19 protein-coding genes, 4 tRNA genes and 1 other RNA gene are annotated in these 25361 nt (G+C 73.2%); 13 read left to right on the top strand and 11 right to left on the bottom strand.

The features are described 5' to 3' along the window. Positions 1-93 precede the first annotated feature (93 nt). The gene (locus tag IAG42_RS17100; protein WP_188337846.1) at positions 94-2142 is read left to right on the top strand and encodes a penicillin acylase family protein; all 2049 of its coding nucleotides are present in this window, start codon (positions 94-96) and stop codon (positions 2140-2142) included. Continuing rightward, entirely contained in the window at positions 2139-2711 is a 573-nt protein-coding gene (locus tag IAG42_RS17095; protein ID WP_188337845.1) for a GNAT family N-acetyltransferase, read from the top strand. Before IAG42_RS17100 ends, IAG42_RS17095 begins: the two co-directional genes overlap by 4 nt. 17 nt (positions 2712-2728) lie before the next feature. Here IAG42_RS17095 and IAG42_RS17090 read toward each other — a convergent pair whose 3' ends face one another. Beyond that, positions 2729-3490 (bottom strand): sulfite exporter TauE/SafE family protein, encoded by a 762-nt coding sequence (locus IAG42_RS17090; RefSeq protein ID WP_188337844.1) that lies wholly within the window; start codon positions 3488-3490, stop codon positions 2729-2731. 263 nt (positions 3491-3753) lie between these two features. On the opposite strand from IAG42_RS17090, the gene IAG42_RS17085 reads away from it, so the two are divergent. The 3 genes from IAG42_RS17085 to IAG42_RS17075 are packed head-to-tail and all read left to right on the top strand — an operon-like array spanning position 3754 to position 7069. Continuing rightward, the gene (locus IAG42_RS17085; RefSeq protein WP_188337843.1) at positions 3754-4665 is read left to right on the top strand and encodes a LysR family transcriptional regulator; all 912 of its coding nucleotides are present in this window, start codon (positions 3754-3756) and stop codon (positions 4663-4665) included. Positions 4666-4715: 50 nt separating this feature from the next. After that, on the top strand, positions 4716-5033 hold the full coding sequence (locus IAG42_RS17080) for a cupin domain-containing protein (protein ID WP_384627302.1): 318 nt from the start codon (positions 4716-4718) through the stop codon (positions 5031-5033). A gap of 59 nt (positions 5034-5092) precedes the next feature. Then, entirely contained in the window at positions 5093-7069 is a 1977-nt protein-coding gene (locus tag IAG42_RS17075) for a propionyl-CoA synthetase (RefSeq protein ID WP_188337841.1), read from the top strand. Here the strand turns inward: IAG42_RS17075 and IAG42_RS17070 are convergent. Then, complete coding sequence (locus IAG42_RS17070) at positions 6960-7958, bottom strand: LysR family transcriptional regulator (RefSeq protein WP_188337840.1); 999 nt, start codon at positions 7956-7958, stop codon at positions 6960-6962. The genes IAG42_RS17075 and IAG42_RS17070 overlap by 110 nt on opposite strands. Before the next feature lie 90 nt (positions 7959-8048). On the opposite strand from IAG42_RS17070, the gene IAG42_RS17065 reads away from it, so the two are divergent. After that, positions 8049-8924 carry an oxidoreductase gene (locus IAG42_RS17065; protein WP_188337839.1) on the top strand — a complete coding sequence of 292 codons (876 nt, stop codon included), beginning with the start codon at positions 8049-8051 and terminating at the stop codon, positions 8922-8924. Between the two features lie 18 nt (positions 8925-8942). On the opposite strand, the gene IAG42_RS17060 is transcribed toward IAG42_RS17065, so the two are convergent. Beyond that, entirely contained in the window at positions 8943-9458 is a 516-nt protein-coding gene (locus IAG42_RS17060; protein WP_188337838.1) for a hypothetical protein, read from the bottom strand. Between the two features lie 270 nt (positions 9459-9728). Here IAG42_RS17060 and IAG42_RS17055 point away from each other — a divergent pair, with 270 nt between their 5' ends. Further along, complete coding sequence (locus tag IAG42_RS17055) at positions 9729-12023, top strand: hypothetical protein (RefSeq protein WP_188337837.1); 2295 nt, start codon at positions 9729-9731, stop codon at positions 12021-12023. A 179-nt stretch (positions 12024-12202) separates the two neighbouring features. Here IAG42_RS17055 and IAG42_RS17050 read toward each other — a convergent pair. Then, positions 12203-12287, bottom strand: a tRNA-Ser gene (locus tag IAG42_RS17050). Positions 12288-12360: 73 nt separating this feature from the next. Here IAG42_RS17050 and ffs point away from each other — a divergent pair. The 6 genes from ffs to IAG42_RS17020 all read left to right on the top strand — a co-directional run bounded on the left by ffs (position 12361) and on the right by IAG42_RS17020 (position 21122). Then, positions 12361-12459: signal recognition particle sRNA small type (gene ffs, locus IAG42_RS17045), an RNA gene on the top strand. Between the two features lie 74 nt (positions 12460-12533). Beyond that, positions 12534-14753 (top strand): DNA polymerase III subunit gamma and tau, encoded by a 2220-nt coding sequence (locus IAG42_RS17040; RefSeq protein ID WP_188337836.1) that lies wholly within the window; start codon positions 12534-12536, stop codon positions 14751-14753. Between the two features lie 133 nt (positions 14754-14886). Further along, on the top strand, positions 14887-16146 hold the full coding sequence (gene purD / locus IAG42_RS17035; protein WP_188337835.1) for a phosphoribosylamine--glycine ligase: 1260 nt from the start codon (positions 14887-14889) through the stop codon (positions 16144-16146). Positions 16147-16488: 342 nt separating this feature from the next. Further along, a complete protein-coding gene (locus IAG42_RS17030) occupies positions 16489-18306 on the top strand; it encodes a hypothetical protein (protein ID WP_188337834.1) in 1818 nt (605 codons plus the stop codon). Positions 18307-18649: 343 nt separating this feature from the next. Beyond that, on the top strand, positions 18650-20128 hold the full coding sequence (locus IAG42_RS17025) for a N,N-dimethylformamidase beta subunit family domain-containing protein (protein ID WP_188337833.1): 1479 nt from the start codon (positions 18650-18652) through the stop codon (positions 20126-20128). A 91-nt stretch (positions 20129-20219) separates the two neighbouring features. Further along, positions 20220-21122: a phosphoribosylaminoimidazolesuccinocarboxamide synthase gene (locus IAG42_RS17020; protein WP_188337832.1), complete on the top strand. Its 903-nt coding sequence runs from the start codon at positions 20220-20222 to the stop codon at positions 21120-21122. 42 nt (positions 21123-21164) lie between these two features. Here IAG42_RS17020 and IAG42_RS17015 read toward each other — a convergent pair. From IAG42_RS17015 to IAG42_RS16985, 7 genes are all read right to left on the bottom strand, one after another. Then, positions 21165-21240, bottom strand: a tRNA-Gly gene (locus IAG42_RS17015). A 42-nt stretch (positions 21241-21282) separates the two neighbouring features. Further along, complete coding sequence (locus tag IAG42_RS17010) at positions 21283-21891, bottom strand: response regulator transcription factor (protein ID WP_188337831.1); 609 nt, start codon at positions 21889-21891, stop codon at positions 21283-21285. After that, the gene (locus tag IAG42_RS17005) at positions 21888-23177 is read right to left on the bottom strand and encodes a sensor histidine kinase (protein ID WP_223206038.1); all 1290 of its coding nucleotides are present in this window, start codon (positions 23175-23177) and stop codon (positions 21888-21890) included. Before IAG42_RS17005 ends, IAG42_RS17010 begins: the two co-directional genes overlap by 4 nt. 14 nt (positions 23178-23191) lie before the next feature. Beyond that, positions 23192-23980 carry an ABC transporter permease gene (locus IAG42_RS17000; RefSeq protein WP_188337830.1) on the bottom strand — a complete coding sequence of 263 codons (789 nt, stop codon included), beginning with the start codon at positions 23978-23980 and terminating at the stop codon, positions 23192-23194. Further along, positions 23977-24978, bottom strand: a complete 1002-nt coding sequence (locus tag IAG42_RS16995; protein ID WP_188337829.1) for an ABC transporter ATP-binding protein — start codon at positions 24976-24978, stop codon at positions 23977-23979. Before IAG42_RS16995 ends, IAG42_RS17000 begins: the two co-directional genes overlap by 4 nt. A gap of 138 nt (positions 24979-25116) precedes the next feature. Continuing rightward, a tRNA-Gly gene (locus IAG42_RS16990) sits at positions 25117-25192 on the bottom strand. A gap of 79 nt (positions 25193-25271) precedes the next feature. Continuing rightward, positions 25272-25343 (bottom strand) — tRNA-Gly (locus IAG42_RS16985). Between the last annotated feature and the right edge of the window lie 18 nt (positions 25344-25361).

The following is a 25361-nucleotide window of genomic DNA, read 5'->3' as shown; positions in this document are numbered from 1 at the left end:
CGATGATCGCGGGTGGGTGCGGGGGCTGCCAGCCGACCCGGAGAGATGATTAGGTTAGGCTGCCCTAATTAATTCGAAGGGGAGTGGGGCAGGGTGCGGTTCGAGGTCTTCCGGGACGCGTGGGGAGTCCCCCATCTGCGGGCGGGCGACGCGCTGTCCCTCGCGTACGGCCAGGGGTATGTCACCGCCGTCGACCGGGCCTGGCAGATCGAGGTCGAGCGGCACCGGGTGCTCGGCACGTCCGCCGCCTTCCTCGGCGCGGAGGCGGCCGGCTGGGACCGGTTCGCGCGGCGGGCGCGGCTCGCCGACACCGCCCGTCGCTGCCACGCGGCCCTGGACGAGGACACCCGCACCTGGCTGGACGCGTACACGGAGGGGATCGGCGCCGGACTCCAGGCGGCCACGGCGCCCGAGTTCGCGCGGGCCGGGATCGAGCCCGGCGCGTGGGAGCCGTGGACGGCGCTCGGGATCTGGCTGTCGACGCACGTGCTGTTCGCGGGGTTCCCGGCCAAGCTGTGGCGGGACGAGGTCGTGCGGCGGCTCGGTCGGGAGGCCGTGGAGCTGTTCGCCACCGACGGGCCCGGCACCTGCGGCAGCAACGGCTGGCTGGTGGACAGGACGCGCAGCGCGAGCGGCGCCCCGCTGATCGCCGGCGACCCGCACCGCTTCATCGAGGACCCCGGCGTCTACCAGCAGATCCGGCTCGCCTGCCCCGAGTTCGACGTGGCCGGGCTCGCCGTGCCCGGCGTCCCCGGCATCGGACACTTCGGGCACGCGGGCGAGGTCGCCTGGGCCATCACCAACGCCATGGCCGACTACCAGGACCTGTACCGGGAGCGGCTGCGGCGCACCCCGGACGGCGGCGTCGAGGCGTTCGGACCCGACGGCTGGGAGCGCGCGCACGCCCACGAGGAGGCGGGCGTCGAGGTCGTCGAGACCGGGCGCGGAGTCGTCGTCATCGGCGGGCCCGGAGAGAGCGGGGCCGAGGGCGAGGGCATCAGCCTGCGCCAGCCCGCCCGCGTCCACGAGGACCTGGGCTTCGCCGCCCTCCCCGCCCTGCTGCGCGCCCGGACCGTCGCCGACGTCGACCGGGCCTTCGACCGCTGGGCCGAGCCGGTCAACGTCGTGCTCGCCGCCGACACCGCGGGCGGCCTGCTGCACCGGGTCGCGGGCACCGTCCCCGACCGCGACCCCGAGAACAGGCTGCGGGTCGTGCCCGCGTGGGAGGAGCGGTACGCCTGGCGCGGGCGGACGGAGCCGCTGCCCCGGGCCGCGGTCGACACCGGCGTCGCCGTCATGGCCAACGAGCGCTCCCTCGCCGCCCCGCTCGGCGTCGAGTTCGCCCCGCCGCACCGCGCCCGCCGCATCACCGAGCTGCTCGCGGGCCGCCCGGTCTGGGACGCCGACGGCATGCGCTCCGTGCACACCGACACCCTGCTGCCCTCCGCGGGCCCGCTCCTCACCCTCGTAGAAGCGCTCGACGGAGAAACCCTCGACGGACTGTCCCCGGAGGCGGCCGCGCTGCGGGGCGAACTCCTCGGCTGGGACCGGCGGATGGACGCGGACAGCGCGCTCGCCGCCGCGTACGCCCGGGTCCGGGCCGCCGTCGTCCGGCGCGTCGCCGCGCACGGGACCCTCGCCCCGCTCACCGGCCTGATGCCCGCCTACCCGGACGTGTTCCGGCCGTGGCTGGCGCTCGTGCCGCGCGTCGCGTACGGCCTGGAGAACCTGCTGAGCCTCGACACGATCCCGTACGAGGACCGGCTCGCGGCCGTGCGGGAAGCGGTGGAGGAGGTCGCGGCCGAGCCCTCCGGCGTGACGTGGGGCGAGCTGCACCGGCTCGCGCCCTGGCAGGCACTGCCCGACCCGGACGCCGCGTGGCCCGGCCTGGACGGCGACCACGACTGCGTGCTGTCGACGTCGGGAGTGCCCGGACTCACCGAGTTCAGCGCGCGTGGGCCCGCCGCCCGCTACGTGTGGGACCTCGCCGACCGTGCGAACAGCCGCTGGATCGTCCCCCTCGGCGCCTCCGGCGTCCCCGGCGACCCCCACCACCGCGACCAGCTCCCCCTGTGGCTGCGCGGCGAACTCGCCCCGCTCGTCACCGACTTCGCCCTACTCACTGAGGAGCAGCACCCGTGACCGACGTGCACATACAGGAAGTGGACGGCTTCGGCACCTTCCGGATCACGCCCCTGGACCCGGACGGCGCCGAGATCGACGTCCTGCACGGCTGGGTGAGCGAGGAACGGGCCGGCTTCTGGGGCATGACCGGCATCGGCCGCGAGGACGTGCGCGGCATCTACGCCCACATGGCCACGCTCGACACCCACCACGCCTTCCTCGTCCGCCTCGACGGCACCCCGGTCGCCCTCTTCCAGACGTACGAGCCGGAGGCCGACCGGGTCAGCGAGTGCTACACCGTGCGGGACGGCGACATCGGCGCCCATCTGCTGGTCGCGCCGAGCGGCCCCGGGGGCGCCGTGCCCGGGTTCACCCGGACCCTGGTCGACGTCCTCATGGCGTACATGCTCGACGGGCTCGGACGGCGCCGGGTCGTCGTCGAGCCGGACGCGCGCAACGACAAGGCCGTGGCCCTCTTCGAGCGCGCCGGGTTCGAGGCGGCCGGCGAGATCGTGCTCCCGGAGGTCGACCTGCCCGAGGTGTACCTCCCGGAGAAGCGCGCCCGACTGGCCTTCTACAGCCGGTAGTTCACGTCTCCGGAGCCTCAGCTGCGGGCGACCAGGAACGCGGACGCCGTGACGCCCACGGTGACGATAACGCCGCGCAGCGCGGCCGGCGGCAGCTTGCGGCCGAGCCGCGCCCCGAGCAGGCCGCCCGCCGTCGAACCGGCCGCGATCAGCGCGGCGATTGTCCAGTCGACGTCGGCGACCGCGATGAAGACGACCGCGGCGACCCCGTTGACCAGCGACGCGAGGACGTTCTTCGCCGCGTTCAGACGCTGCAGGTCGTCATGGAGCACCGCGCCGAACATGCCCATCAGGAGCACGCCCTGAGCGGCGCCGAAGTAGCCGCCGTAGACGCCGGTGCCGAGGACGCCGAGCCAGAGCGGGAGGCCGCCGTCGGTGCGGGCGGTCTCGCCGCGGCGCCGCGCGACCCAGCGGTTCAGGCGCGGCTGGAGCAGCACCAGCGCGCAGGCCGTGAGGATCAGCACCGGCACGATCGCGCGGAACGCGGCGGCGGGCAGGGTGAGCAGGAGCAGTGCGCCGCCCAGCCCGCCGAGCAGCGAGGCGGCGCCGAAGCGGAGCAACCGGGCGCGCTGGCCGCGCAGTTCGCGCCGGTAGCCGTAGGCGCCGCTCAGGACGCCCGGAACCAGGCCCACGTTGTTGGAGACGTTCGCGAGGACCGGCGGGACGCCGAAGGCGAGCAGGGTCGGAAAGGTGATCAGGGTGCCGGATCCGACCACCGCGTTCATGCCGCCGGCGGCGACCCCGGCGGCCGTGATCGCCACGGTTTCCCAGACGTCCATGTGACTCCCTCTGTACGGCCGGACGGCCCTTTGTACGGCCGGACGGCCCTCTGTGCGGCTGAACGGCCTTCTGTACGGCCGATCGGCACTTCTGTGCGGCTGAACGGGTCGGCACCCGCCGGGAGTTCGCGACCTCCGCGGCGGGTTGCCGCCCTGGGCCGTCCCGCCGCCGATCGTCCGCCCCCGCCATGACCCAAGTCAATCCTCGGGTTTCCTTGCACATGTCCAAGCAATGCCTTGGATCTTGGGTAGGTTGTGGGCCCATGACCCTCGACGACCTCCGCGTCTTCGTCGCCGTGTGCCGCGCCGGCAGCCTCAGCGCCGTCGCCCGCGACCTCTCCTGCACCCAGTCCGCCGTGAGCCAGCACGTCAAACGACTGGAGAAGGAGGTCGGCATCGGCCTCCTGGAACGGCACCCGCGCGGCGTCGTCCCCACCCCCGCCGGACGCGTCCTCCAGGCCGCCGCGGCCGACGGCATAGGCGCCCTCGACCAGGCCCTGCGCCGCCTCGGCGACCTCGCCCGCGGCGAGAGCGGCTCGGTGCGGGTCACCACCGGCGCCACGTCCGTGCGGCACTTCATGGCGGAGGCGATCGTCGACTTCCGGCGTTCCCATCCGCAGGTCAGCCTGGAGTTCCAGACGGTCAGCTCCAGCCGCAGCTGCTTCGAGGCGCTCGCCGCGCACGACCTGGACCTCGCGTGGATCACCATGGGCACCCCCGCCCGCGGCATAGAACTGCGCCCCGTCGTCGAACTCCCCTGGGTGCTCGCCGTCCGCGCCGACGACCCGCTCGCCGCCGCGCCCGCCGCGAGCCCCGCCGACCTGACCGCCTCGGCCCAGCTGATCCTGCCGCCCGAGCACTCCACGTCCCGCGGCCACCTCGACGACCGGTTCGCCGAGCTCGGCATCCCGCGCTCGACCGCGACCGGCACCGGCATCGCCGACTGGGACACCGCCGTCCACCTCGCCGAGCTCGGCCTCGGCCACGCCGTCGTCCCCGACCTGCCCGGACTGCGCGGCCCCGGTCACCCCGGCCTCACCCTGGTCCCGGTGCCCTGCCTGCCGCCGCTCCAGGTCGGCTGGGCCGTGCGCCGCTGGTCGGCCCTCTCCCCGCTGGCCCGCGCCTTCGCCGACACCGTCGCCCGCACCTGCCCGGCGCCGGGCCCGATCGGCTGACACACATCGCGCCGGGCGCCGCCGCGCGGGACCCTGGCCCCATGACCACCATCCACGACCTCACCGCCCTGGCCGAGGACCATCTGACCGCCGCCCGGGCCGCCGCGCACGGCCGCAGCGCCGAACTCCTGATCCGAGAGGACCCCCTGCGCCTCAGCGTCATCGCCCTCACCGAGGGCAACGCGCTGGAGGAGCACAACGCCCCCGTCGCCGCCACCCTCCAGGTCATCCGCGGCCGCGTCCGCCTCACCGCCGTCTCCGGCGACATCACCCTCACCGAGGGCGAACTCCACGCGATCCCCCAGGAACGCCACGGCCTCACGGCCCTCACGGACGCGGCGGTCCTGTTGACGGCGGTGACGGCCTGACCTGATCGTGTTCCCGTCCAGGCGGGTGCAACCGGAGTGACCGGATAGAGGTACGCACGATGACGACGTCGTACGAGGAAGTGTTCCGCGCGAGCACCGAGGATCCCGAAGGGTTCTGGCTCGCGGCCGCGGGTGCGATCGACTGGGACGTCGCGCCCACGCGGGCGCTCGACGACTCGCGCGCGCCGTTCTACCACTGGTATCCGGACGGCCGGCTGAACGTCTGCCACAACGCCCTCGACCGGCACGTCGACGCGGGCCGCGGCGACCAGCCGGCCCTCGTCCACGACTCGCCCGTCACGGGTACGACGCGCACGTACACGTACGCCGAACTGCGCGACGAGGTGGCCCGGTTCGCGGGAGTGCTCGCGGGGCTCGGGGTCGGGCGCGGGGACCGGGTCGTGATCTACATGCCGATGGTGCCGGAGGCCGCGATCGCGATGCTCGCGTGCGCGCGCATCGGCGCCGTGCACTCCGTCGTCTTCGGCGGCTTCGCGGCGAACGAGCTGGCGGTGCGGATCGACGACGCCGCCCCCAAGGTCGTCGTCTCCGCCTCCTGCGGCATCGAGGGCTCCCGTGTGATGCGGTACAAGCCGCTGCTGGACCGGGCCGTCGAGCTCGCCGCGCACAAGCCGGAGAAGTGCGTCGTCCTCCAGAGGCCCCAGTACGAGGGGGAGTTGGGGCCGCGCGACGTGGACTGGGCCGCCGCCGTGCGGGACGCCGAGCCCGTCCCCTGCGTGCCCGTCGCCGCCACCGATCCGCTGTACGTCCTCTACACCTCGGGCACGACCGGCAGGCCCAAGGGCGTCGTCCGCGACAGCGGCGGGTACGCGGTCGCGCTGCGCTGGTCCATGGAGGCCGTGTACGACATCGGCCCCGGCGAGGTGATGTTCACGGCCTCCGACGTGGGCTGGGTCGTCGGCCACTCGTACATCGTCTACGGGCCGCTCCTCGCGGGCGCCACCACGGTCCTCTACGAGGGGAAGCCGGTCGGCACGCCGGACGCGGGCCAGTTCTGGAGGGTGGCCGCGGAGTACGGAGTGAAGACCCTGTTCACGGCCCCGACGGCGTTCCGCGCGATCAAGAAGGCCGATCCCGAGGGGGAGTTCACCAAGGGCTACGACCTCTCCGGCCTCAAGTACCTCTTCCTCGCCGGCGAACGCCTCGACCCCGAGACCTACCACTGGGCGAGCGATCTGCTCGGCATCCCCGTGCTCGACCACTGGTGGCAGACCGAGACCGGCTGGCCGATCGTCGCCAACCCGGCCGGCATCGAGCTCGCCCCGGTCAGGCCCGGCTCCCCGACCTGGCCGCTGCCCGGCTGGGACGTCCAGGTCCTCGACCCGTCCGGCAAGCCCGTCCCGGCGGGCGAGGACGGCGCCATCGTCGTGAAGCTCCCGATGCCGCCCGGCGCCCTGCCCACGCTCTGGAACGACGACGACCGCTTCGTCGCCTCGTACCTCTCCGCGTACGACGGCTACTACCTGACCGGCGACGGCGGCCACGTCGACGAGGACGGCTACGTCTTCGTCATGGGCCGCACCGACGACGTCATCAACGTCGCGGGACACCGCCTGTCCACGGGCGGCATGGAGGAGGTCCTGGCCTCCCACCCGGACGTCGCCGAGTGCGCCGTCATCGGCGTCGCGGACTCCCTGAAGGGCCAGATCCCGCGCGGCTTCGTGGTCCTCAAGGCGGGCGCCGAGCGCGCCGAGTCCGAGGTCGAGGCCGAACTCGTCCAGCTCGTACGGGACCGGATCGGCGCCGTCGCCTCGCTCAAGGACGTCGCGGTCGTCGCCGCACTGCCCAAGACCCGCTCCGGGAAGATCCTGCGCCGCACGATGCGCGGCATCGCGGACGGTCGCGACGAGCCGGTCCCGTCGACCGTCGACGACGTGACCGTCCTGGACGCCCTGCGCCCCGTCCTCACCGGCCGGAAGGACGCGAAGGACGGGACGGACGCGAAGGACGGGTCGCACTCGCAGGACGGGACGCACTCGCAGGACGAGAAGGAAGCGAAGGGCGCGCAGGGCTGACGGCTTCGGCCGCCGCCAGATACGCCGCCACCAGGGCCCGCTCGTCACCCCGGCGGGCGGCCACGGCGAGCCGGGACGGGGACACGCCCCGGACCGGCACGGCGATCACCTCGTCGCGCACGATCAGCGGCGCGTTGCCCACGGCCAGCAGCGCGACCCCCTGCCCGTTGGCCACGCCCTCGTACGTCTCCTCGGCGCTGCCCACGACACCGCCGATCCGCGCCGGGCGCCCGCCCCGGGCGTCCAGCGCCAGCCAGTAGTCGCGCAGCGGCCCGGCCTCCGGCGGCAGCGCGAGGAACGGCTCGTCGAGCAGCTCGGCGAAGTCCACGGCCCCCTCGCCCTCGGCCCGCGCGGCGAGCGGATGCCGCTGCGGCAGCGCCACGAGCCGGGGCTCCTCGGCGACCACCACGCACCGGTAGCGGTCCCCGTCCGGCAGCGGCAGCCACACGAACGCCACGTCGCTCGACCCGTCCGCCAGCCCGGCGCTCGGATCCGCCCAGTTGACCTGCCGCAGCACCGGCCGCGCCTGCGGCACCCGGTCCAGGAGCCGCGCCCGCAGCGCCGGCAGCAGTCCCCGCCCCGGACTCGTCGACATCCCGATGACCAGCGTGTCCGCCGCCGCGGCCCGCGCCCGCCCGACCGCCTCCTCGGCGTCCCGCCACACCTCCAGCATCCGCCGCGCGTACGGCAGCAGCGCCTCCCCCGCCGAGGTCAGCCGCACCGTCCGCCGGTCCCGCGTGAACAGCTCCGCCCCGACCTGCTTCTCCAGCATCCGGATCTGCTTGCTGAGCGCGGGCTGCGAGACGAACAGTCGCTCGGCCGCCCGCGTGAAGCTCAACTCCTCGGCCACGTAAGCGAAGTAGCGAAGATCCCGCCCATGGACATCCATAACCAACGGCTATCACAACGGGTCTTGGACGCGCCCCGTCTTCGGGCCGAAGGATGGTCACCAGACGGACCACACGAGGGAGAACGAGCGATGACGAACACGAGCGCGACGAGCGGCACGAAGGCGTCGACCGGGCGGGTCTGGCTGGTGACCGGCGCGACGAGCGGATTCGGGCGGGCCGTCGCGGAGGCGGTGATCGCGTCCGGCGACACGGTCATCGGCACGGCCCGGCGCCCCGAGGCCCTGGCCGACCTGGTCGCCGCGTACCCCGACCGGGTGGAGGCCCTCGCCCTGGACATCACGGACGGCGCCCGCGTCGACGCCGTGGCCGCCGACGTCCTGGCCCGCTACGGCCGCGTCGACGTCCTGGTCAACAACGCCGGCCGCACCCAGGTCGGCGCCTTCGAGGAGACCACCGACCGGGAACTCCGCGACCTCTTCGACCTGCACGTCTTCGGCCCGGCCCGGCTGACCCGCGCCCTGCTGCCGCAGATGCGCGAGCGCGGCAGCGGCGCGATCGTGAACATGAGCAGCGTCGGCGGCCAGCTCTCCTTCGCCGGTTTCGCCGCGTACAGCGCGACGAAGGCCGCCCTCGAACAGCTCTCGGAGGCCCTGTCCGCGGAGGTGACCCCGTACGGGATCAAGGTCCTGATCGTGGAACCCGGCGCCTTCCGCACCAACCTCTTCGGCAAGGACGCCGCCTACTTCTCCGAGGAGCACCCCGCCTACGCCGAGACCGCCGGCGCGACCCGCGCCATGGTCCGCGACGGCGGCGGCACCCAGCCCGGCGACCCGCACAAGGCCGCCGCGGCCATCCTCCAGGCCCTCGCCGCCCCCGAAACGCCCCTGCGCCTCCCCCTCGGCCCCGACGCGGTCGACGCGATCACCGCCCACCTGGACGGAATCCGCACGGAGATCACGGCGTGGGAGAAGGTGTCGCGGGGGACGGGGTTCGACGGGGAGTGAACCGTCCTGGCCGAGGCGTCAGCCGGCGGCCGAATCCAGGTACTCCTGGAATTCGGCGAACTCCTCCAGCGCCTCGCGCAGATGCCGGTCGCTGACGTGCAGGGCCTGGATGTCCTCGGTCGGGTCCCGCAGCGGGAGGATCTCGTCGTACTCCTCCTCCCGCTCCTCGATCTCCTCGCGCACGTCGTCGTCCAGGGTCTCGACGGCGTACGTGAGCAGCGGCGTCGTCCGGGCGTAGAGCCCCTCGCCCGGCGTGGGGCTGCACGACCACACGGCGTCCGGGTGGGCGCGGCGGACGGTCTCGCCCAGATACCAGACGGCGACCGTCATGAACGGATCCTCGTGGGCGGCCTCGGCCTCCTCGGCGCTCGCGTAACGGCTCATCAGGACCTCTTCGAGCCGGTCGAGGGAGGCGGGGCTGAAGTCCCAGGTCCCCGCGGTGGCCTGCCGCCAGGCGGAGAAGGCCTCTTCCTGGGCGGCGAGCCACTGGGCGAGCCGGGGGTTGTCACGCCACTGCGACGAGGTCACGTTCATGGTCACGACCCTACGATCCGGCTCCGGTTCCCGGTGATGAGCCTGTAAATCAGCTGAGCCGAAGCTGTGCCGGTCCCTTGCGCTCGCGTGAACACGTCAACTGACCGCATACGGTGAGGAGTTGGTGACGCCAACGACCACGGGGGCCCCTGGCGTCACCGGAGAACCCATCCGTTCTGGGCTCCCCAGGGACATCACGTGAGTCATTGGACACGACCACCACGACTGCGCGGTTGGGCGAGAGCCGCTGTCGCTCTCGCCTGCGCCGGAGTGGTCACCCTCTCCGCGCTTCCGGGGCTTCAGGGCAGCGCCGAGGCGGCGCCCAAGCCGAAGCCGGTACCGGGGAAGAAGAAGCAGGAGCTGTGCGAGGACAAGTTCGGCCTGAAGGGCGTTCCGCCGAGGAACAGGCCGCTGGACGGACAGGACACCGTCCGTGATCTGAACGAGTGGGACGACTACTTCTACGACAACCAGCGTCAGGCCATGGACGGGGTCATCCTTCCTGGTGACAGCGACGCCGACCCTGACCGGAAGGCGATCCTCAAGGCGACCGGATCGAACCCGAAGAAGTACAAGGAGGGCGACCCGCGCAAGGTGTGGGCGTCCTACAACCGGTACTTGAAGAAGAACAACGGCGTCAACAAGTTCGGGTCGTTCGACACCTGGCTGAACGAGGCGTACATCGAGCTGGCGGCCCGCAGGACCAAGGGCGAGGCCTTCCACAAGAAGGTCGTGAAGGACCTCGGACTGACCGGCCCCGACTGGTACTGCGAGGAGGACGTCGAGTACACCGACGCCGAGGGCAAGAAGCGGTTCCGCCGCTACGACGCGGTCAACCACAAGACCGGTGAGCACGTCGAGGTGAAGTCCGGCCCCAACCACAAGGAGGGGCAGACCCCGAAGGACCGTGCGGTCCTGAGGGAGAACCCCAAGGCCCGCCTGATCGGCGTCTTCGGCGAGGGCAAGTCCAAGGGCGCCACCAACACGTACAAGGGGCTCGAGCAGGAGTTCGGCAAGGACGCCCAGGGCCGCAACCGGGTCGTCACCCGAGAGCACATATCCGACGGCAAACCCCGCTACAAGCCGGGCCCGCACAGCCGGTACGACGAGTACATGAACCCCGGGACGGGCCGGAACCAGGGCTCGCGGGGCGCCGGGAACCAGGCCGTCGACAACTCCGCGCCGTCCCTGAAGGAGGCGAAGGCGCAGGCGGAACGGGCGCGGGCACTCAACGGCGGCGATCAGCGGCCCCGCGGCCCCGGTGGCATCGACTTCTCCACCCTGGACCTGCGCTACGTCGGAAAGCCGGTGAAGGGCCAGGGCCTGGACTACTCGTTCTCCGCGAAGAAGACGGACGAGGACAGCAACCCCGGCTGGGGCGGCAAGGCCAAGGCGCAGATGATCTCGGACGCGTTCTTCACCTGGCTGGCGCTCGATCCGTCGAAGTTCTGGGTGAACCTCAACCCGGACCAGCCGGAAAGGATCATGGACGCCAAGTTCGGCAGGACCGACGCGGGGCGGGTCCTGCTGGAGGCCGACCTGGAGATGAAGCGGGACTACGCCGACGCCCTCAACCCCAACAAGCGGGACGAGGCGGACCGGTTCTGGAGGTCCATGCCGAAGAACAAGGACGGCGTCCCGTGCTTCTTCCAGGTCCGCAACTGGATCGAGCCGGGCACCGCGCAGGTCCGTGAACAGGACGGCGGCATCTACATCCTCGACACACCGCTGAAGGTGAAGTCGGAGTACATGAAGATGACGAGCGTCCCGCCGGGCTCCTTCAACTGCGACTTCAACGAGGCCCAGAAGCGCTGGGCCGAACGCCAGGTCAACCGGCTGATCATTCCCGAGGTCGAGAAGCGCGTGAACAACGACCCGGAGTACGCCGACCTGCGCCGCGTCTACACCGCGCGGGTGGCGGCCGAGTGGATCCGCCTGCAGGACGCGAAGTCCCGCACGGACTACCACTCGATCATCGACTCCGGCGACGTGTCGCGGTGGCCCCTGCGCGGGGCGAACAAGGACTGGACACGGGAGACGACCTACCGCGCCTACGTGAAGTCGTACCGCGAGGGCGAGGAGAAGTGGCAGCACGACGCCGGCGGCGGTCCGTACACGTACAGCGTGGGCGGCGTCGACTTCTCGAAGCAGCCCAAGCGGAACGTCACCGGCCTGCGCTTCCGGACGGAGCACCGTTACAAGCCCCGGCAGACGCGGAACTCCCTCCAGACGGTGGCCCGCGACCCGCAGGACAAGGATCTGCTCCTGCTGGGCGGCAACACCGCGGCGAAGTCCACCGGCGGCGGCGACGGAGGCGGCACGGACCCGACGCCCACCCCCACGACCGCGCCGACCGACCACTCGCCGGCCCCGGCACCCTCGGACCCGCCGGCGTCCACCCCGCCGGCCGCCGACCCGACACGGGCACCCCAGGACCCGGACGGTGACCTGGCCGACACCGGCTCGGACACCCCGATCGCCCTGATCGCGACCCTCGCCGCGGTCCTCGCGGCCGCCGGCGCCGCGCTGACGTGGTGGTACCGCAGGAAGGGCACCCAGTCCTGACCTGACCTGACCTGACCTGACCGGATCCGATCTGATCCGCTGCGAACGCCGGAGGGCCCCACCACGATCGGTGGGGCCCTCCGGTCATTCGTCCGCATCTTCTGCGCGTGCCCGCACGAACGACAAAGGTCCCGGCCGGCGAACCGGTCGGGACCTTCATCTGCCCTGCTGGGCTGAGGCGGAGGATACGAGATTCGAACTCGTGAGGGGTTGCCCCCAACACGCTTTCCAAGCGTGCGCCCTAGGCCTCTAGGCGAATCCTCCGCTGGAGACATTACATGACCGGAGGGAGTGCTCGCGAACTCGTTCCCACCGGCTCCGAGCATGTACTCTGTCCGCAAGCTCCCCACGCGGCGCTATCTGACTGAACTCCCCCAGGGCCGGAAGGCAGCAAGGGTAGGTCGGCTCTGGCGGGTGCGTGGGGGGCGTTTTGCGTTTCCGGGGCGGGGGAGCCCGCACCGAGGTCGCCGGGGGCCCGGGTTGTCAGTGGTCGCCTATAACCTCGTAGACGTGTCGTCTCTCGCGCTGTACCGCCGCTATCGCCCGGAGTCGTTCGCCGAGGTCATCGGTCAGGAGCATGTCACTGATCCGTTGCAGCAGGCGCTGCGGAACAACCGGGTCAATCACGCGTACCTGTTCAGTGGTCCGCGCGGCTGCGGCAAGACGACCAGCGCCCGCATCCTGGCCCGCTGTCTGAACTGCGAGCAGGGGCCCACGCCCACGCCCTGCGGCGAGTGCCAGAGCTGCCGGGACCTGGCGAGGAACGGGCCGGGTTCGATCGACGTCATCGAGATCGACGCCGCGTCGCACGGTGGTGTGGACGACGCCCGTGACCTGCGCGAGAAGGCCTTCTTCGGCCCGGCGAGCAGCCGGTACAAGATCTACATCATCGACGAGGCCCACATGGTCACCTCGGCGGGGTTCAACGCCCTGCTGAAGGTCGTCGAGGAACCGCCGGAGCACCTCAAGTTCATCTTCGCGACCACCGAGCCCGAGAAGGTCATCGGGACGATCCGCTCGCGTACGCACCACTACCCCTTCCGGCTCGTGCCGCCCGGGACCCTGCGGGACTACCTGGGCGAGGTCTGCGGCAAGGAGGCCATCCCCGTCGAGGACGGGGTGCTGCCCCTCGTCGTACGGGCCGGCGCGGGCTCCGTGCGTGACTCGATGTCCGTCATGGACCAGCTCCTCGCCGGCGCCGCCGAGGACGGTGTGACGTACGCCATGGCGACGGGCCTGCTCGGTTATACGGACGGGGCGCTGCTCGACTCCGTGGTCGAGGCGTTCGCCACCGGGGACGGGGCCGCCGCCTTCGAGGTCGTGGACCGCGTCATCGAGGGGGGCAACGATCCGCGCCGGTTCGTGACGGACCTGCTGGAGCGGCTGCGCGACCTCGTCATCCTGGCCGCCGTTCCGGACGCCGCCGAGAAGGGGCTGATCGACGCGCCCGCCGATGTCATCGAGCGGATGCAGGCCCAGGCGAGCACCTTCGGGGCCGCCGAGCTCAGCCGCGCCGCCGACCTCGTCAACGAGGGCCTGACCGAGATGCGCGGGGCGAACTCGCCGCGGCTCCAGCTCGAGCTGATCTGCGCGCGCGTCCTGCTGCCCGCGGCCTACGGGGACGAGCGCTCCGTGATGGCACGGCTCGACCGCATCGAGCGCGCCGGCGGCGCCTTCACCCCGGCCGGGCAGGGTCCCGCTCCGGCGATGGCGTACGTGCCCGGGCCCGAGGCGCACGCCGCTCCCGTCCCGCCCGGCGGCGGTCCGGCCGCGGCCCGCGCGGCGGTACGGGGAGGCGCCCCGGCGCCCGCGACCCCGCCGCCCGCCGCCCCGGCACCAGCTCCTGCGGCCACCCCGGTTCCGACCCCCGCTCCCGCCCCGGCACCGGAAGCCCAGCCTCCGGCCCCCGCTCCGGCACCCCAGCCCGAGCCTCAGGCCCAGCCCCAGGCGGCCCCGGCCGCGTCAGCCCCCGGCGCCTGGCCCACCGCCGCACCCGCTGGCGGCGCCCGGCGCCCCGGTGGCTGGCCCACGGCGGCCGCGGCCGGCTCGGGCCCCGCGCCCGCCGCCCCCCAGGCGGCCCCCGCCCCGGCCCCGCAGCAGTCCGCCCCGGCCCCGGCGCCGGCACCCGTGCCTCAGGCCGCCCCCGTCGGCGGCCCCGACCCCCGCACCCTCTGGCCGAACATCCTGGAGGCGGTGAAGAACAAGCGCCGCTTCACCTGGATCCTGCTCAGCCAGAACGCCCAGGTGACGGGCTTCGACGGCACCACGCTCCAGCTCGGGTTCGTGAACGCGGGCGCGCGGGACAACTTCGCGAGCAGCGGCAGCGAGGACGTCCTCAAGGCGGCGCTCTCCGAGCAGTTTCATGTGAACTGGAAGATCGACGCCGTCGTCGACGCGTCCGGCGGCGCCCCCGCGCCTCCCGCGCCGGGCGGTGGCTACGGAGGCGGCGGTTACGGCGGAGGCGGTGGCGGCTACACCCCGCCCCCGGCCCCGGCGGCCCCCGCCCCGGCCCAACAGGCCCCGCAGTCGGCTCCGGCCCAGTCCCCGGCTCCGCCCCCCGCCCCCGTACAGCCCGCAGCCCCGCAGCCGCCGGCCCGGCAGTCGGTCTCCCCGGAGGACGACACCCCGGAGGCCGACGACCCGGACCTGGACGAGAACGCCCTGTCCGGCCACGACCTGATCGTCAGAGAGCTCGGCGCCACGGTCCTCGAAGAGTTCACGAACGAGTAGTTCGCAGTCCGCGGCTCCGCCCCGCCCGTCTCCGCCCCACCCGTATCCCCCGCCCCTCCTGTGCGAACCCACAAAACGGTCCAGGCCCACCCATAGGCAGCCCGCACAAGAGCCGCAGACTAGGCTGGCCCGCGTGAAGCTCCTCGTCATCGGTAACGGCGCCCGCGAACACGCCCTGTGCCGCTCCCTGTCCCTCGACCCCGCCGTCACCGCCCTGCACTGCGCGCCCGGCAACGCAGGCATCGCCGAGGTCGCCGAGCTGCACGCGGTCGACGCCCTCGACGGCGCGGCGGTCGCCGCCCTCGCCCGCGAGCTGGAGGCCGACCTCGTCGTCGTCGGCCCGGAGGCCCCGCTGGTCGCGGGTGTCGCCGACGCCGTGCGCGCGATCGGCATCCCCGTCTTCGGCCCGTCCGGCGCGGCCGCCCAGCTGGAGGGCTCCAAGGCGTTCGCCAAGGACGTCATGGCCGGCGCCGGCGTGCCGACCGCCCGTTCCTACGTGTGCACGACGCCCGCGGAGATCGACGAGGCGCTGGACGCGTTCGGCGCTCCGTACGTCGTGAAGGACGACGGTCTCGCCGCCGGCAAGGGTGTCGTCGTCACCGAGGACATCGAGGCCGCCCGCGCCCATGCGAACGCCTGCGAGCGCGTCGTCATCGAGGAGTTCCTCGACGGCCCCGAGGTCTCGCTCTTCGCGATCACCGACGGCGAGACCGTCGTCCCGCTCCAGCCCGCGCAGGACTTCAAGCGCGCGCTCGACGGCGACGAGGGCCCCAACACCGGTGGCATGGGTGCCTACTCGCCGCTGCCGTGGGCCGACCCGAAGCTGGTCCAGGAGGTCCTGGACACGGTCCTGCAGCCGACCGTCGACGAGATGAAGAAGCGCGGCACGCCGTTCTCCGGCCTGCTGTACGCGGGTCTGGCGATCACCGGCCGAGGCGTCCGCGTCATCGAGTTCAACGCCCGCTTCGGCGACCCCGAGACCCAGGTCGTCCTGGCCCGCCTGCGGACCCCGCTGGCCGGCGTCCTGCTGGCCTCCGCGACCGGCACGCTGGCCGACCTGGAGCCGCTGCGCTGGAGCGACGACGCGGCCGTGACCGTCGTCATCGCCTCGCACAACTACCCGGCGACCCCGCGCACCGGCGACCCGATCACCGGGCTCGACGAGGTGGCCGCGCAGGACGCCCCGAACGCGTACGTGCTGCACGCCGGCACGAAGCGGGACGAGAAGAGCGGGCAGGTGGTCAGCGCGGGCGGCCGCGTCCTGTCCGTCACCGCGACCGGCACGGACCTCACGCAGGCCCGTGAGCGCGCGTACACCGCCCTGGCCCGCATCGGCCTCGACGGCTCCCAGCACCGTACGGACATCGCCGCGAAGGCCGCCGACGAGAGCTGACGACCGCCGCCGCACCGAGGCGGAACGGACGGACCACGGGCCGGGCGGGAGAAGGGTGTCACCTTCTCCCGCCCGGCCCGTTCATGTCAGCCACCTTTACCCAAAGCCATTCCATCGAGTGACCGCTGACCCATCCGGCTGACGCTGCCGCGACGCCCAACTATGGTGCGGCGCACGGAGTTCGGGCATCCGCGAGACCGGACAGAACCATACGGACCACCGGCATTGCGATGTCAGTGGCGGGTGCCACAGTGGGGGAGTGAGCAACGCCACCAGGGTCCTGCCGCGGGCGCGAGTCCTCGGCCGGACGACAGGCACAGGCAGCAGGGGGTGACATCGGTCGTGTCCGGTACGGGTGCGGAGGCGGGTGCGCGGAGTGCGCGGGCCCGGGCGCTCGCGGTGCTGCGCGTGCGCAGCAGGGCGACGGCACTGGCGCTGCTGCCCGCGGCCGCCGCGGTGATCCTGCTCGCGGGCGGCACCACGGGCCGTCTGACGGGCGCCGGCTGGGACGTCGCGCGCGGGATCGTCACCGCGTGCGCCGTGGTCGTGCTGCTCGCCGCGGCGGGCATCGCCCTGGTCGTGGCGCGGGCCCGCCCCGCCGTCAGCCCGACGGTCCCGGTCGCCGAGGAGACGGCCCCCGATCTGTACCGCCTGGTGCGGGACCTGGCCGACCGCCTGGACGTCCCGGCCCCCTCGGCGATAGCCCTCACCCCGGACTGCGACAGCTGGCTGGAGGACCGGACGCACCCCGCGCACGGTCCGCCGGGCGCCCGCCGCCGCATATCCGGGCCCGGCGGCTCCCGTGCCGCCGACGGCCTCGACGCGTCGGGCGGGAAGTCCCCGGACACCCCCGTGGCCCCCGTCCTCGTCATCGGCTCCCCCTTCCTGTGGTGGATGCGCGTGGGAGAGCTGCGCGCCGTCCTCGCCCCGGTCGTCGCCGGTACGGGCCCCTCGGCCCACCCCGACATAGCCGCGGCCCGGCGCTTCGTCCGCGGTCTGGACGCGGCCGTCGCGGTCGCCGCCGCTCCCGGCCGCGGGCCCCTGACCCGCACCGTTCTCGCCGGAGTCGGCCGGGTCGCCCGGCTGATGCTGAGCAGCTGCCGGGTCCACGCGGGCGAGATGGAGCGCGGTGTCGCCGCGGCCGCCGCCGAGCGGGCCCAGACGGTGGACTACGGCCTGCGGATCGTCGCGCAGGAGCAGGTCGGCCTCGCCTACGCGGGCTGGGACCGGCTGCTGACCCGGGTCGCGCTGCCGGCCTGGCGGATGGGCCGCTGGCCGTCCCGGCTCGACGCGGGCGTGGTCGCCGCCCTGACCGAGCTGTCCCGCCGCGACCGTCTCGCCGCGCAGAACGGCGCCTTCGCCTCGCGGCTCGGCGAGCGACCCGCCTGTGACCTCCTGGAGGAGCCCGGAGTCGTCGACGAGGCGGCCTCCCTGCTCGCCGCCCGGCTGTTCCACGGCGGCCCCGCCGAGCCCGGCCCGGACTGGGCGCCGGTCGACTGGCAGGAGTACCCGGACGAGGTCGTGGACCGCAAGTGGCGCGCGGACGCGGCCCGGCTGCACCGGGTCCTGGACGCCCTGGGCGTGCACCGCCCCGGCCCCTCCGGTCCCGCGGCCCACGGCCCGACCCTGGCCCGCGTCCTCGACCACCTCGCGGCCGCCCCGGAGACGATCCCCGCACCGGACGCCGCGCCCGCCCCCGGCCCCGCCGACGAGCTCGCCCCCGGCTTCGACCTCGAGGACGACGAGACGACCCTGCCCCGCCCCGAGGCCGACGCCCTGGCCGCCGGGATCAGCGCCGAACTGGCCCGCGAGGAGCAGGCCCGCCCGGCGCCCCCCGGGCCCACCGCGGGGCAGGGCCCGGACGAGGCGCTGTGGGACGAGGGCGCCCTGCCCCTGTTCCCGCTGCAGCCCCCGCGCACCGGCCGGGACCTCCTCGCCGACCACGTGGTCGCGATGGTCTGCTGCGCCGCCGTCGACACGGCGGGGGCCGCCCCGGGCCTGGACTGGCTCGACGGGCCGTCTCTGCTGGTCGACGGCGAGCGCGCCGCCGATCTCGCCCCGCGCGTCCTGAGCCTGGTCGAGGACGGCGACCCCGCCCCCCTCAGAGCCTGGCTGACCACCCTGGGCATCCGCCCGGAAAAGCCAGTCCGTCTGGTCTGACCCCTGGGGCGCGGGGAACTGCGCGCCCAGCCCGCACCAACCCGCACCCGGCAAACAACCGGCACCCCCCACGCTCCCCTACACCACCCCCACACCCCCCGGAGGGCAACGTTCCACTCCCGCTCCCTCCAGCCAATTAGCGACGAACGGTGACGGACTGCGTGCGTAATGTGATGTGCTGGGACCGGTAGCGGAGCGATTCCGCACCGGGCCGATCTCGGGGGAGCGAGGGAGGGGCGCAGCCATGGGGCGGGACAGCGCGGGCACAGGGCACGAGCGGGAGCGGGCGACTGCGGACCCGGTACCGCCGAGGCCCCGCACACCCCGCTGGGAATCCGGCGCGATGGCGCACGCGGTGTCCGACCCGTTCGGCCAGGGCCCGCTGCCCTGGCTGCGCGGCAGCGAGCACTACTTCGACGACACGGGCCAGGTCGTCCCCTGGTACGTGGACCACGCCCCGCAGCCCGGCGCCACGAACCCGGGCGTGACGCACCTCGCGGCGAGCGGCGCCCCGATCCCGGCCCCGCGCACCAGCGGCCCCCGTACGGCCGACGACGTGCACCGCCAGATCAAGGGCTTCACCTCGACGGGAGCGGCCGCGCCCGGCGAGGCGATCGACTTCCACATCACGGTCGACCCGCCCCAGCAGTTCACCGTGGACGTGTACCGGATCGGCCACTACGGCGGCGACGGCGCGTCCAAGATCACCACGAGCCCCCGGCTCTCCGGCATCGTCCAGCCCGCGCCGCTGACCGCCGACCGCACGGTCTCCTGCCACCACTGGTGGCTGTCCTGGCGGCTGCAGATCCCGTCGTTCTGGAACGTGGGGGCGTACGTCGCCGTCCTCACCACCCTCGACGGCTACCGCTCGCACATCCCCTTCACCGTCCGCGACAGCGAGCCCGCCGACCTGCTGCTGCTCCTGCCCGACATCACCTGGCAGGCGTACAACCTCTACCCGGAGGACGGCCGCACGGGCGCCAGCCTCTACCACGCGTGGGACGAGGAGGGCCGGCTGCTCGGCGAGAGCGAGGCCGCGACGACGGTCTCCTTCGACCGCCCGTACGCGGGCGCCGGCCTGCCGCTGCACGTCGGCCACGCCTACGACTTCATCCGCTGGGCGGAGCGCTACGGCTACGACCTCGCCTACGCCGACACCCGGGACCTGCACGCGGGCCGCGTCGATCCGACCCGCTACCGGGGCCTGGTCTTCCCCGGCCACGACGAGTACTGGTCGGCGAACATGCGGCGGACCACCGAGCAGGCCCGCGAGCACGGCACCTCCCTCGTCTTCCTCTCGGCGAACACGATGTACTGGCAGGTCGAGCTGAGCCCCTCCGCGTCCGGGGTCCCCGACCGCCTGCTGACCTGCCGCAAGCGCCGGGGCCCCGGAAAGCCGGCCCTGTGGCGCGAGATCGACCGGCCCGAGCAGCAGCTCCTCGGCATCCAGTACGCGGGCCGGGTCCCCGAGCCCCACCCCCTGGTGGTGCGGAACGCGGACCACTGGCTGTGGGAGGCGACCGGCGCGCACGAGGGCGACGAGATCGAGAACCTGGTCGCGGGCGAGGCCGACCGCTACTACCCGCGCACGGCGCTGCCCGAGCACCAGGACCGCATCCTGCTCGCCCACTCCCCGTACCGGGACGGCGAGCGGGCCCGCCGCCACCAGGAGACATCGTTGTACCGGGCGCCGTCGGGCGCGCTGGTCTTCGCGTCCGGCACCTTCGCCTGGTCCCCGGCCCTGGACCGGCCGGGCCATGTCGACCCCCGCGTCCAGCGCGCGACGGCCAACCTCCTCGACCGCATCTGCAAACGAGACTGAGCCGAGACGTCCGGCACCCCACCCGTGGCCGGATCCGGTCCCCCCGTACGGGAGAATCGGAACCACTCGTACAGAACCACGGGGAGGAACCGTGTCCGGATTCGTCGAAAAGCCCGAGCCAGAGCAGGTCCCTGGCCTGGTGCATCTCCACACCGGCAAGGTGCGGGACCTGTACCGGAACGAGGCGGGCGACCTGGTGATGGTCGCCACCGACCGCATGTCGGCCTACGACTGGGTGCTGCCGTCCCCGATCCCCGACAAGGGCAAGGTCCTCACCCAGCTGTCGCTGTGGTGGTTCGACCAGCTCAAGGACCTGATCCCGAACCATGTCATCTCGCAGGAGCTCCCCGCCGGCGCCCCCGCCGACTGGGCGGGCCGCACGCTGATCTGCCAGAGCCTCGACATGGTCCCCGTGGAGGCCGTCGCCCGCGGCTACCTCACCGGCTCCGGCCTGGTCGAGTACAACGCGTCCCGCACCGTCTGCGGCCTCGCCCTCCCCGAGGGCCTGGAGGACGGCTCGGAGCTCCCCGCGCCGATCTTCACGCCCGCCACGAAGGCCGAGGTCGGCGAGCACGACGAGAACGTGTCGTACGAGGAGGTGGCCCGCCAGGTGGGCGCGGACACCGCCGCGGCGCTGCGTCAGGCGACGCTCGCCGTGTACGGCCGGGCCCGTGACATCGCGCGCGAGCGCGGCATCATCCTCGCGGACACGAAGTTCGAGTTCGGCTTCGACAAGGACGGCACGCTGATCCTCGCCGACGAGGTGCTGACCCCGGACTCCTCGCGCTTCTGGCCGGCCGACCAGTGGCAGCCGGGCCGCGCGCAGCCCTCGTACGACAAGCAGTTCGTGCGGGACTGGCTGACCGGGTCCTCCGGCTGGGACCGCAAGAGCGAGGAGCCGCCGCCGGCGCTGCCCGACGAGGTCGTCGCCGCGACGCGCGCCAAGTACATCGAGGCGTACGAGCTGCTGACCGGCACGAGCTGGAACCTGTAGCGAACGGCGAAAGGCCCCGGTCGATGACCGGGGCCTTTCGTGTGGAGCGAACGACGAGGTTCGAACTCGCGACCTCAACCTTGGCAAGGTTGCGCTCTACCAACTGAGCTACGTTCGCAGGCTTGCTCCCCGGACTCTGTGGCCCGAAGCGCGACGCCAACTATACCCAACCTCGCTCGCGTGCGAGACGCACCGCCGCGTGACGGTTCTCCGCACCGAGCTTCGAGACCGCCGACGACAGGTAGTTCCGCACCGTCCCCTGGGAGAGCGCGGCCCGCTCGGCGATCTCCGCGACGGGCGCCCCGTCGGCCGCGAGTTCCAGCACCTCGGCCTCGCGCGCGGTCAGCGGCGAGTCCCCGGCGGAGATCGCGTCGGCCGCCAACTCCGGGTCCACATAACGGTTTCCGGCGTGGACGGTACGGATGATCTCGGCGAGCCGCTGCGCGCTGACGGTCTTCGGGACGAAGGCGCGCACGCCCGCCGCGAGCGCCCGCTTCAGGTGCCCGGGACGGCCGTGACTGGTGACGATCATGGTGCGGCAGCCGGGGAGTTCGGACCGGAGCGCTGTGGCCACACTCACACCGTCGCAGCCCGGCATCTGCAGATCGAGCACCGCGACGTCGGGCCGGTGGGCGCGGGCCATGGCCAGCGCCTCGGGTCCGCTCGCGGCCTCGGCGACCACGGTCAGGTCGTCCTCCAGGGCGAGCAGCGCGGCGAGCGCGCCGCGGATCAGGTGCTCGTCGTCGGCGAGCAGGACGCGCAGGCTCACCGGGCACCCCCGCGCGACGCCGTCCCGGCCTCCACGGGTTCCGGCGCCTCCTGGGCCCCGGAACCGCCGCCCCGCACCGCCCGGACCGGGACGGTCGCCACCACCCGGAACCTGTCCCGCTCCACCACACCCGCCTCCAACGTTCCGGCCACCTCGGCGAGCCGCTCCCGCAGGCCCGCGAGTCCCGATCCCGGACGGCCGTCGCCGCCGGACGGGTCCACTCCGTCGTTCTCCACCGTCAGCACCACGTCGCCGCCGCCCGCCGCGAGCGTCACCCGGCAGGTCCGGGCGTCGCCGTGGCGCAGCACGTTGGTCGTGGTCTCGCGCACCACCCAGCCGAGCGCCGACTGCACGTCGGCGGGCAGGTCCGGGGCGCCGCCCGTGACCGTGCAGGCGATCCCGGCGGCGCCGAGCACGCCCCGCGCACCGGCGAGTTCGGCAGCGAGGTCGGCCGCGCGGTAGCCCCGGACGACCTCGCGGACCTCCTTCTGCGACTCCTGCGCGATGCGCTGCACCTCGATCATCTGGGCGACGGCGTCCTCGGTGCGGCCGCGCCGGGCCAGCTGCACGGCGAGCTCGCTCTTGAGAGCGACGACGGACAGATTGCGGCCCATCACGTCGTGCAGGTCGCGCCCGAACCGCAGCCGCTCCTCGGCGACCGCGAGGCGCGCCTCGATCTCCCGGGCGTGCTCGGACTCCCACATCACCGAGAGGTTCCAGATGCTGCACCGGTAGCAGAGGAGGGCGATGCCCAGGGCGAGGGCCAGCATCGCGGTCAGGGTCGCGAGCCAGCCCGGCGACGGCCGGGCGATCACGGCGGTGGCCACGATGCCGACGGCGAGCAGCGCGACGGCCCGCCGTACGAAGGTGCGGATCGGGACCTGGAGCGCGTACGCGCCGCCGAACGGCATCGGCGCGAAGATCAGCGGCATCACGATCATCCCGTGCTTGACGCTCTGCGTCCCGGCCAGCGCGGCGATCAGGCCGACCGAGGCGAGGGCGAGACAGAAGCCGGCGGCGGTCCACGCCCGGGGCACGCGGCCCCGGCCCAGGTACTGGTCGATGGCGAGCCGCACGTGCCGGTCGGCGACCACGCACTGCGCCACGTTGACGGCCATGAGAGCGGCGAACAGTGTCGTGGCGGTGGCGTCGCCCCGGATGCTTCCCACGAGCCCGAGGCCCGACCAGGCCAGGAAGAACACCCAGTTGATGACGCGCAGGCTCACCCGGCTCTGCCACTCGACCCGTTCGACCTTGCTCCGGTCCCGCCACCGCACCCGGCCCACCGCACAACCCCCCGTCAGCGCCGTGGTTCCCAGCGGAACCACCGTCGTACAGCAAACACCGCCACGACCGTCCAGGCCACCGCCGTCAGGATCGCCGACAGGACGTCGGACGCGGCGAGTTGGCCGCTCCAGCCGCCCCGGATCAGGGTCAGCACCGGGGTCAGCGGCAGGAGTTCGCAGATCGAGGCCAGCTTGTCGGGCAGCAGCTCCAGCGGGACGAACGAGCCCGAGCCGAACATCGTCAGGAGCATCAGCGGCATCGCGGCGACCTGTGCGCTCTCCACGCTGCGGCTCACGACCGTGGTCAGCGCGGCGAGCGCCGCGCACATCGGGAACCCGAGCGCCAGGCCCACCAGCGCGAGCAGCGGCGCGTCCGGCATCCCCGTGTCGAGGAACGCGGCGCAGGCCGCGGCGAGCACGAGGCACTGCAGGAGCCCGATCGCGGCGGACGGCAGCGCGGCCCCGGCGAGGATCTCCGCGTCGCGCAGCTCCCCGGTGCGCAGCCGCTTGAGGACGAGTTCCTCGCGGCGTGCGGCGTAGACGCTGACGAGGGCCGTGTAGACGGCGAACAGCAGCGAGAAGCCCATCGCGGAGGACACGACGACGGTGCCGACATCGAGGCCCGTGCCCTTGAGCCGGTCCTCCCCGAGCGTGCTGCTCAGGCTCAGCGGGAGGACGAGCGGCACGAACAGGGAGGTGATCAGGACGCCCTTGCTGCGGCCGAGCAGGGTCAGTTCGGCGCGGCCGAGCGCGCGCAGCCGCCCCGCCGGTGTGGTGGTGGCCGTCGTGGTCGCGCCGCTCATGCCGCCATCTCCTCGGTCCGGACGTCGGGCGTCTTTGGTGTCCCTTGCGCCCCCGCGTCCCGTTCCTTCGCGTCCTGGGCGATGCGCAGGAACGCCTCCTCCAGCGAGGCGCCGCGTACGTCGAGCCGGTGCAGGGCGACACCCGCGTCCCGCGCCCACACGAGGAGCTCGGTCGCGGTGCGCTGCAGCTCCCCCGTGCGCAGCCGGACGAGCCGCCCGTCGATCTCGTGCCCGGTGACGCCGAGCCGGTCGAGCGGCGGCAGGTCGCCCACGAAGTACCCGTCGGGCAGTTCGAAGGAGACGTGCGAGGGCTGGGCGGCGACGACCTCGGCGACCGTGCCCTGGGCGGCGATCCGCCCCTGGTGCAGGATCGCGAGCCGGTCGGCCAGCTCCTCGGCCTCCTCGAGGTAGTGGGTGGTCAGCAGGACCGTGGTGCCCTCGGCGCGCAGCGCGCGCACCAGGTTCCAGGTCTCCTGCCGGCCCTCGGCGTCCAGCCCGGTCGTCGGTTCGTCGAGGAAGAGGACCTCGGGCCGGCCGAGCAGGGCGAGCGCGAGGTCGAGCCGCCGCTTCTCACCGCCGGACAGCTGCTTGACCCGCACCTTGGCGCGGCGGGTGAGCCCGACGGACTCCAGGGCCTCGCCGACCGGGCGGGCCCCACTGGTGCAGCCGGCCCACATGCGGACGGTCTCGGCGACGGTCAGCTCGGCGGGGAAGCCGCCCTCCTGGAGCATCACGCCGATCCGCGGCCGCACCCGGGCACGTGCCGTGTGCGGGTCGTGGCCGAGGACCCGGACCTGTCCGGCGGCGGGCGCCGCGAGTCCTTCGAGGAGTTCGACGGTGGAGGTCTTTCCGGCGCCGTTCGTGCCGAGGAGCGCGAAGAGCTCGCCGCGGCCCACGGAGAAGCTGACTCCGCGCACCGCCTCGAAGGACCCCCGCTTGCCGTCCCCGTACACGCGGCGCAGATCGGTGACATCGATCACGCGCTCGTTGCTGGTCATGGATCCAGCCTCGCGGCGGCGCGGGCCGGCGGGCAGTGCGTGCTGTCACCGGCCCGTATGACAAATGTCAGAAGCGGGGCCGGGGGCCTCGGAAACGCCGGAAGCCCCGGATCCTTGCGGACCCGGGGCTTCCGGAACTGGAGCGAACGACGAGGTTCGAACTCGCGACCTCAACCTTGGCAAGGTTGCGCTCTACCAACTGAGCTACGTTCGCATTGCCTCCGGACAGCTCTCACTGACCGGTGCGAGCACCAGCCTACCGCACCACAAGTGGTGATCGGTACGCGATGCAGAGCGGGTGACAGGAATTGCACACTGCGCCTTCCCCCTGGAAGGGGGATGTTCTACTACTGAACTACACCCGCATGTACTCCGTGAGGTGC

The sequence above is a fragment of the Streptomyces xanthii genome, from assembly GCF_014621695.1.
Lineage (GTDB): Bacteria > Actinomycetota > Actinomycetes > Streptomycetales > Streptomycetaceae > Streptomyces > Streptomyces xanthii.
Note: the sequence above shows the minus strand (reverse complement) of the source record. Positions and strands in the feature narration are given on the sequence as shown.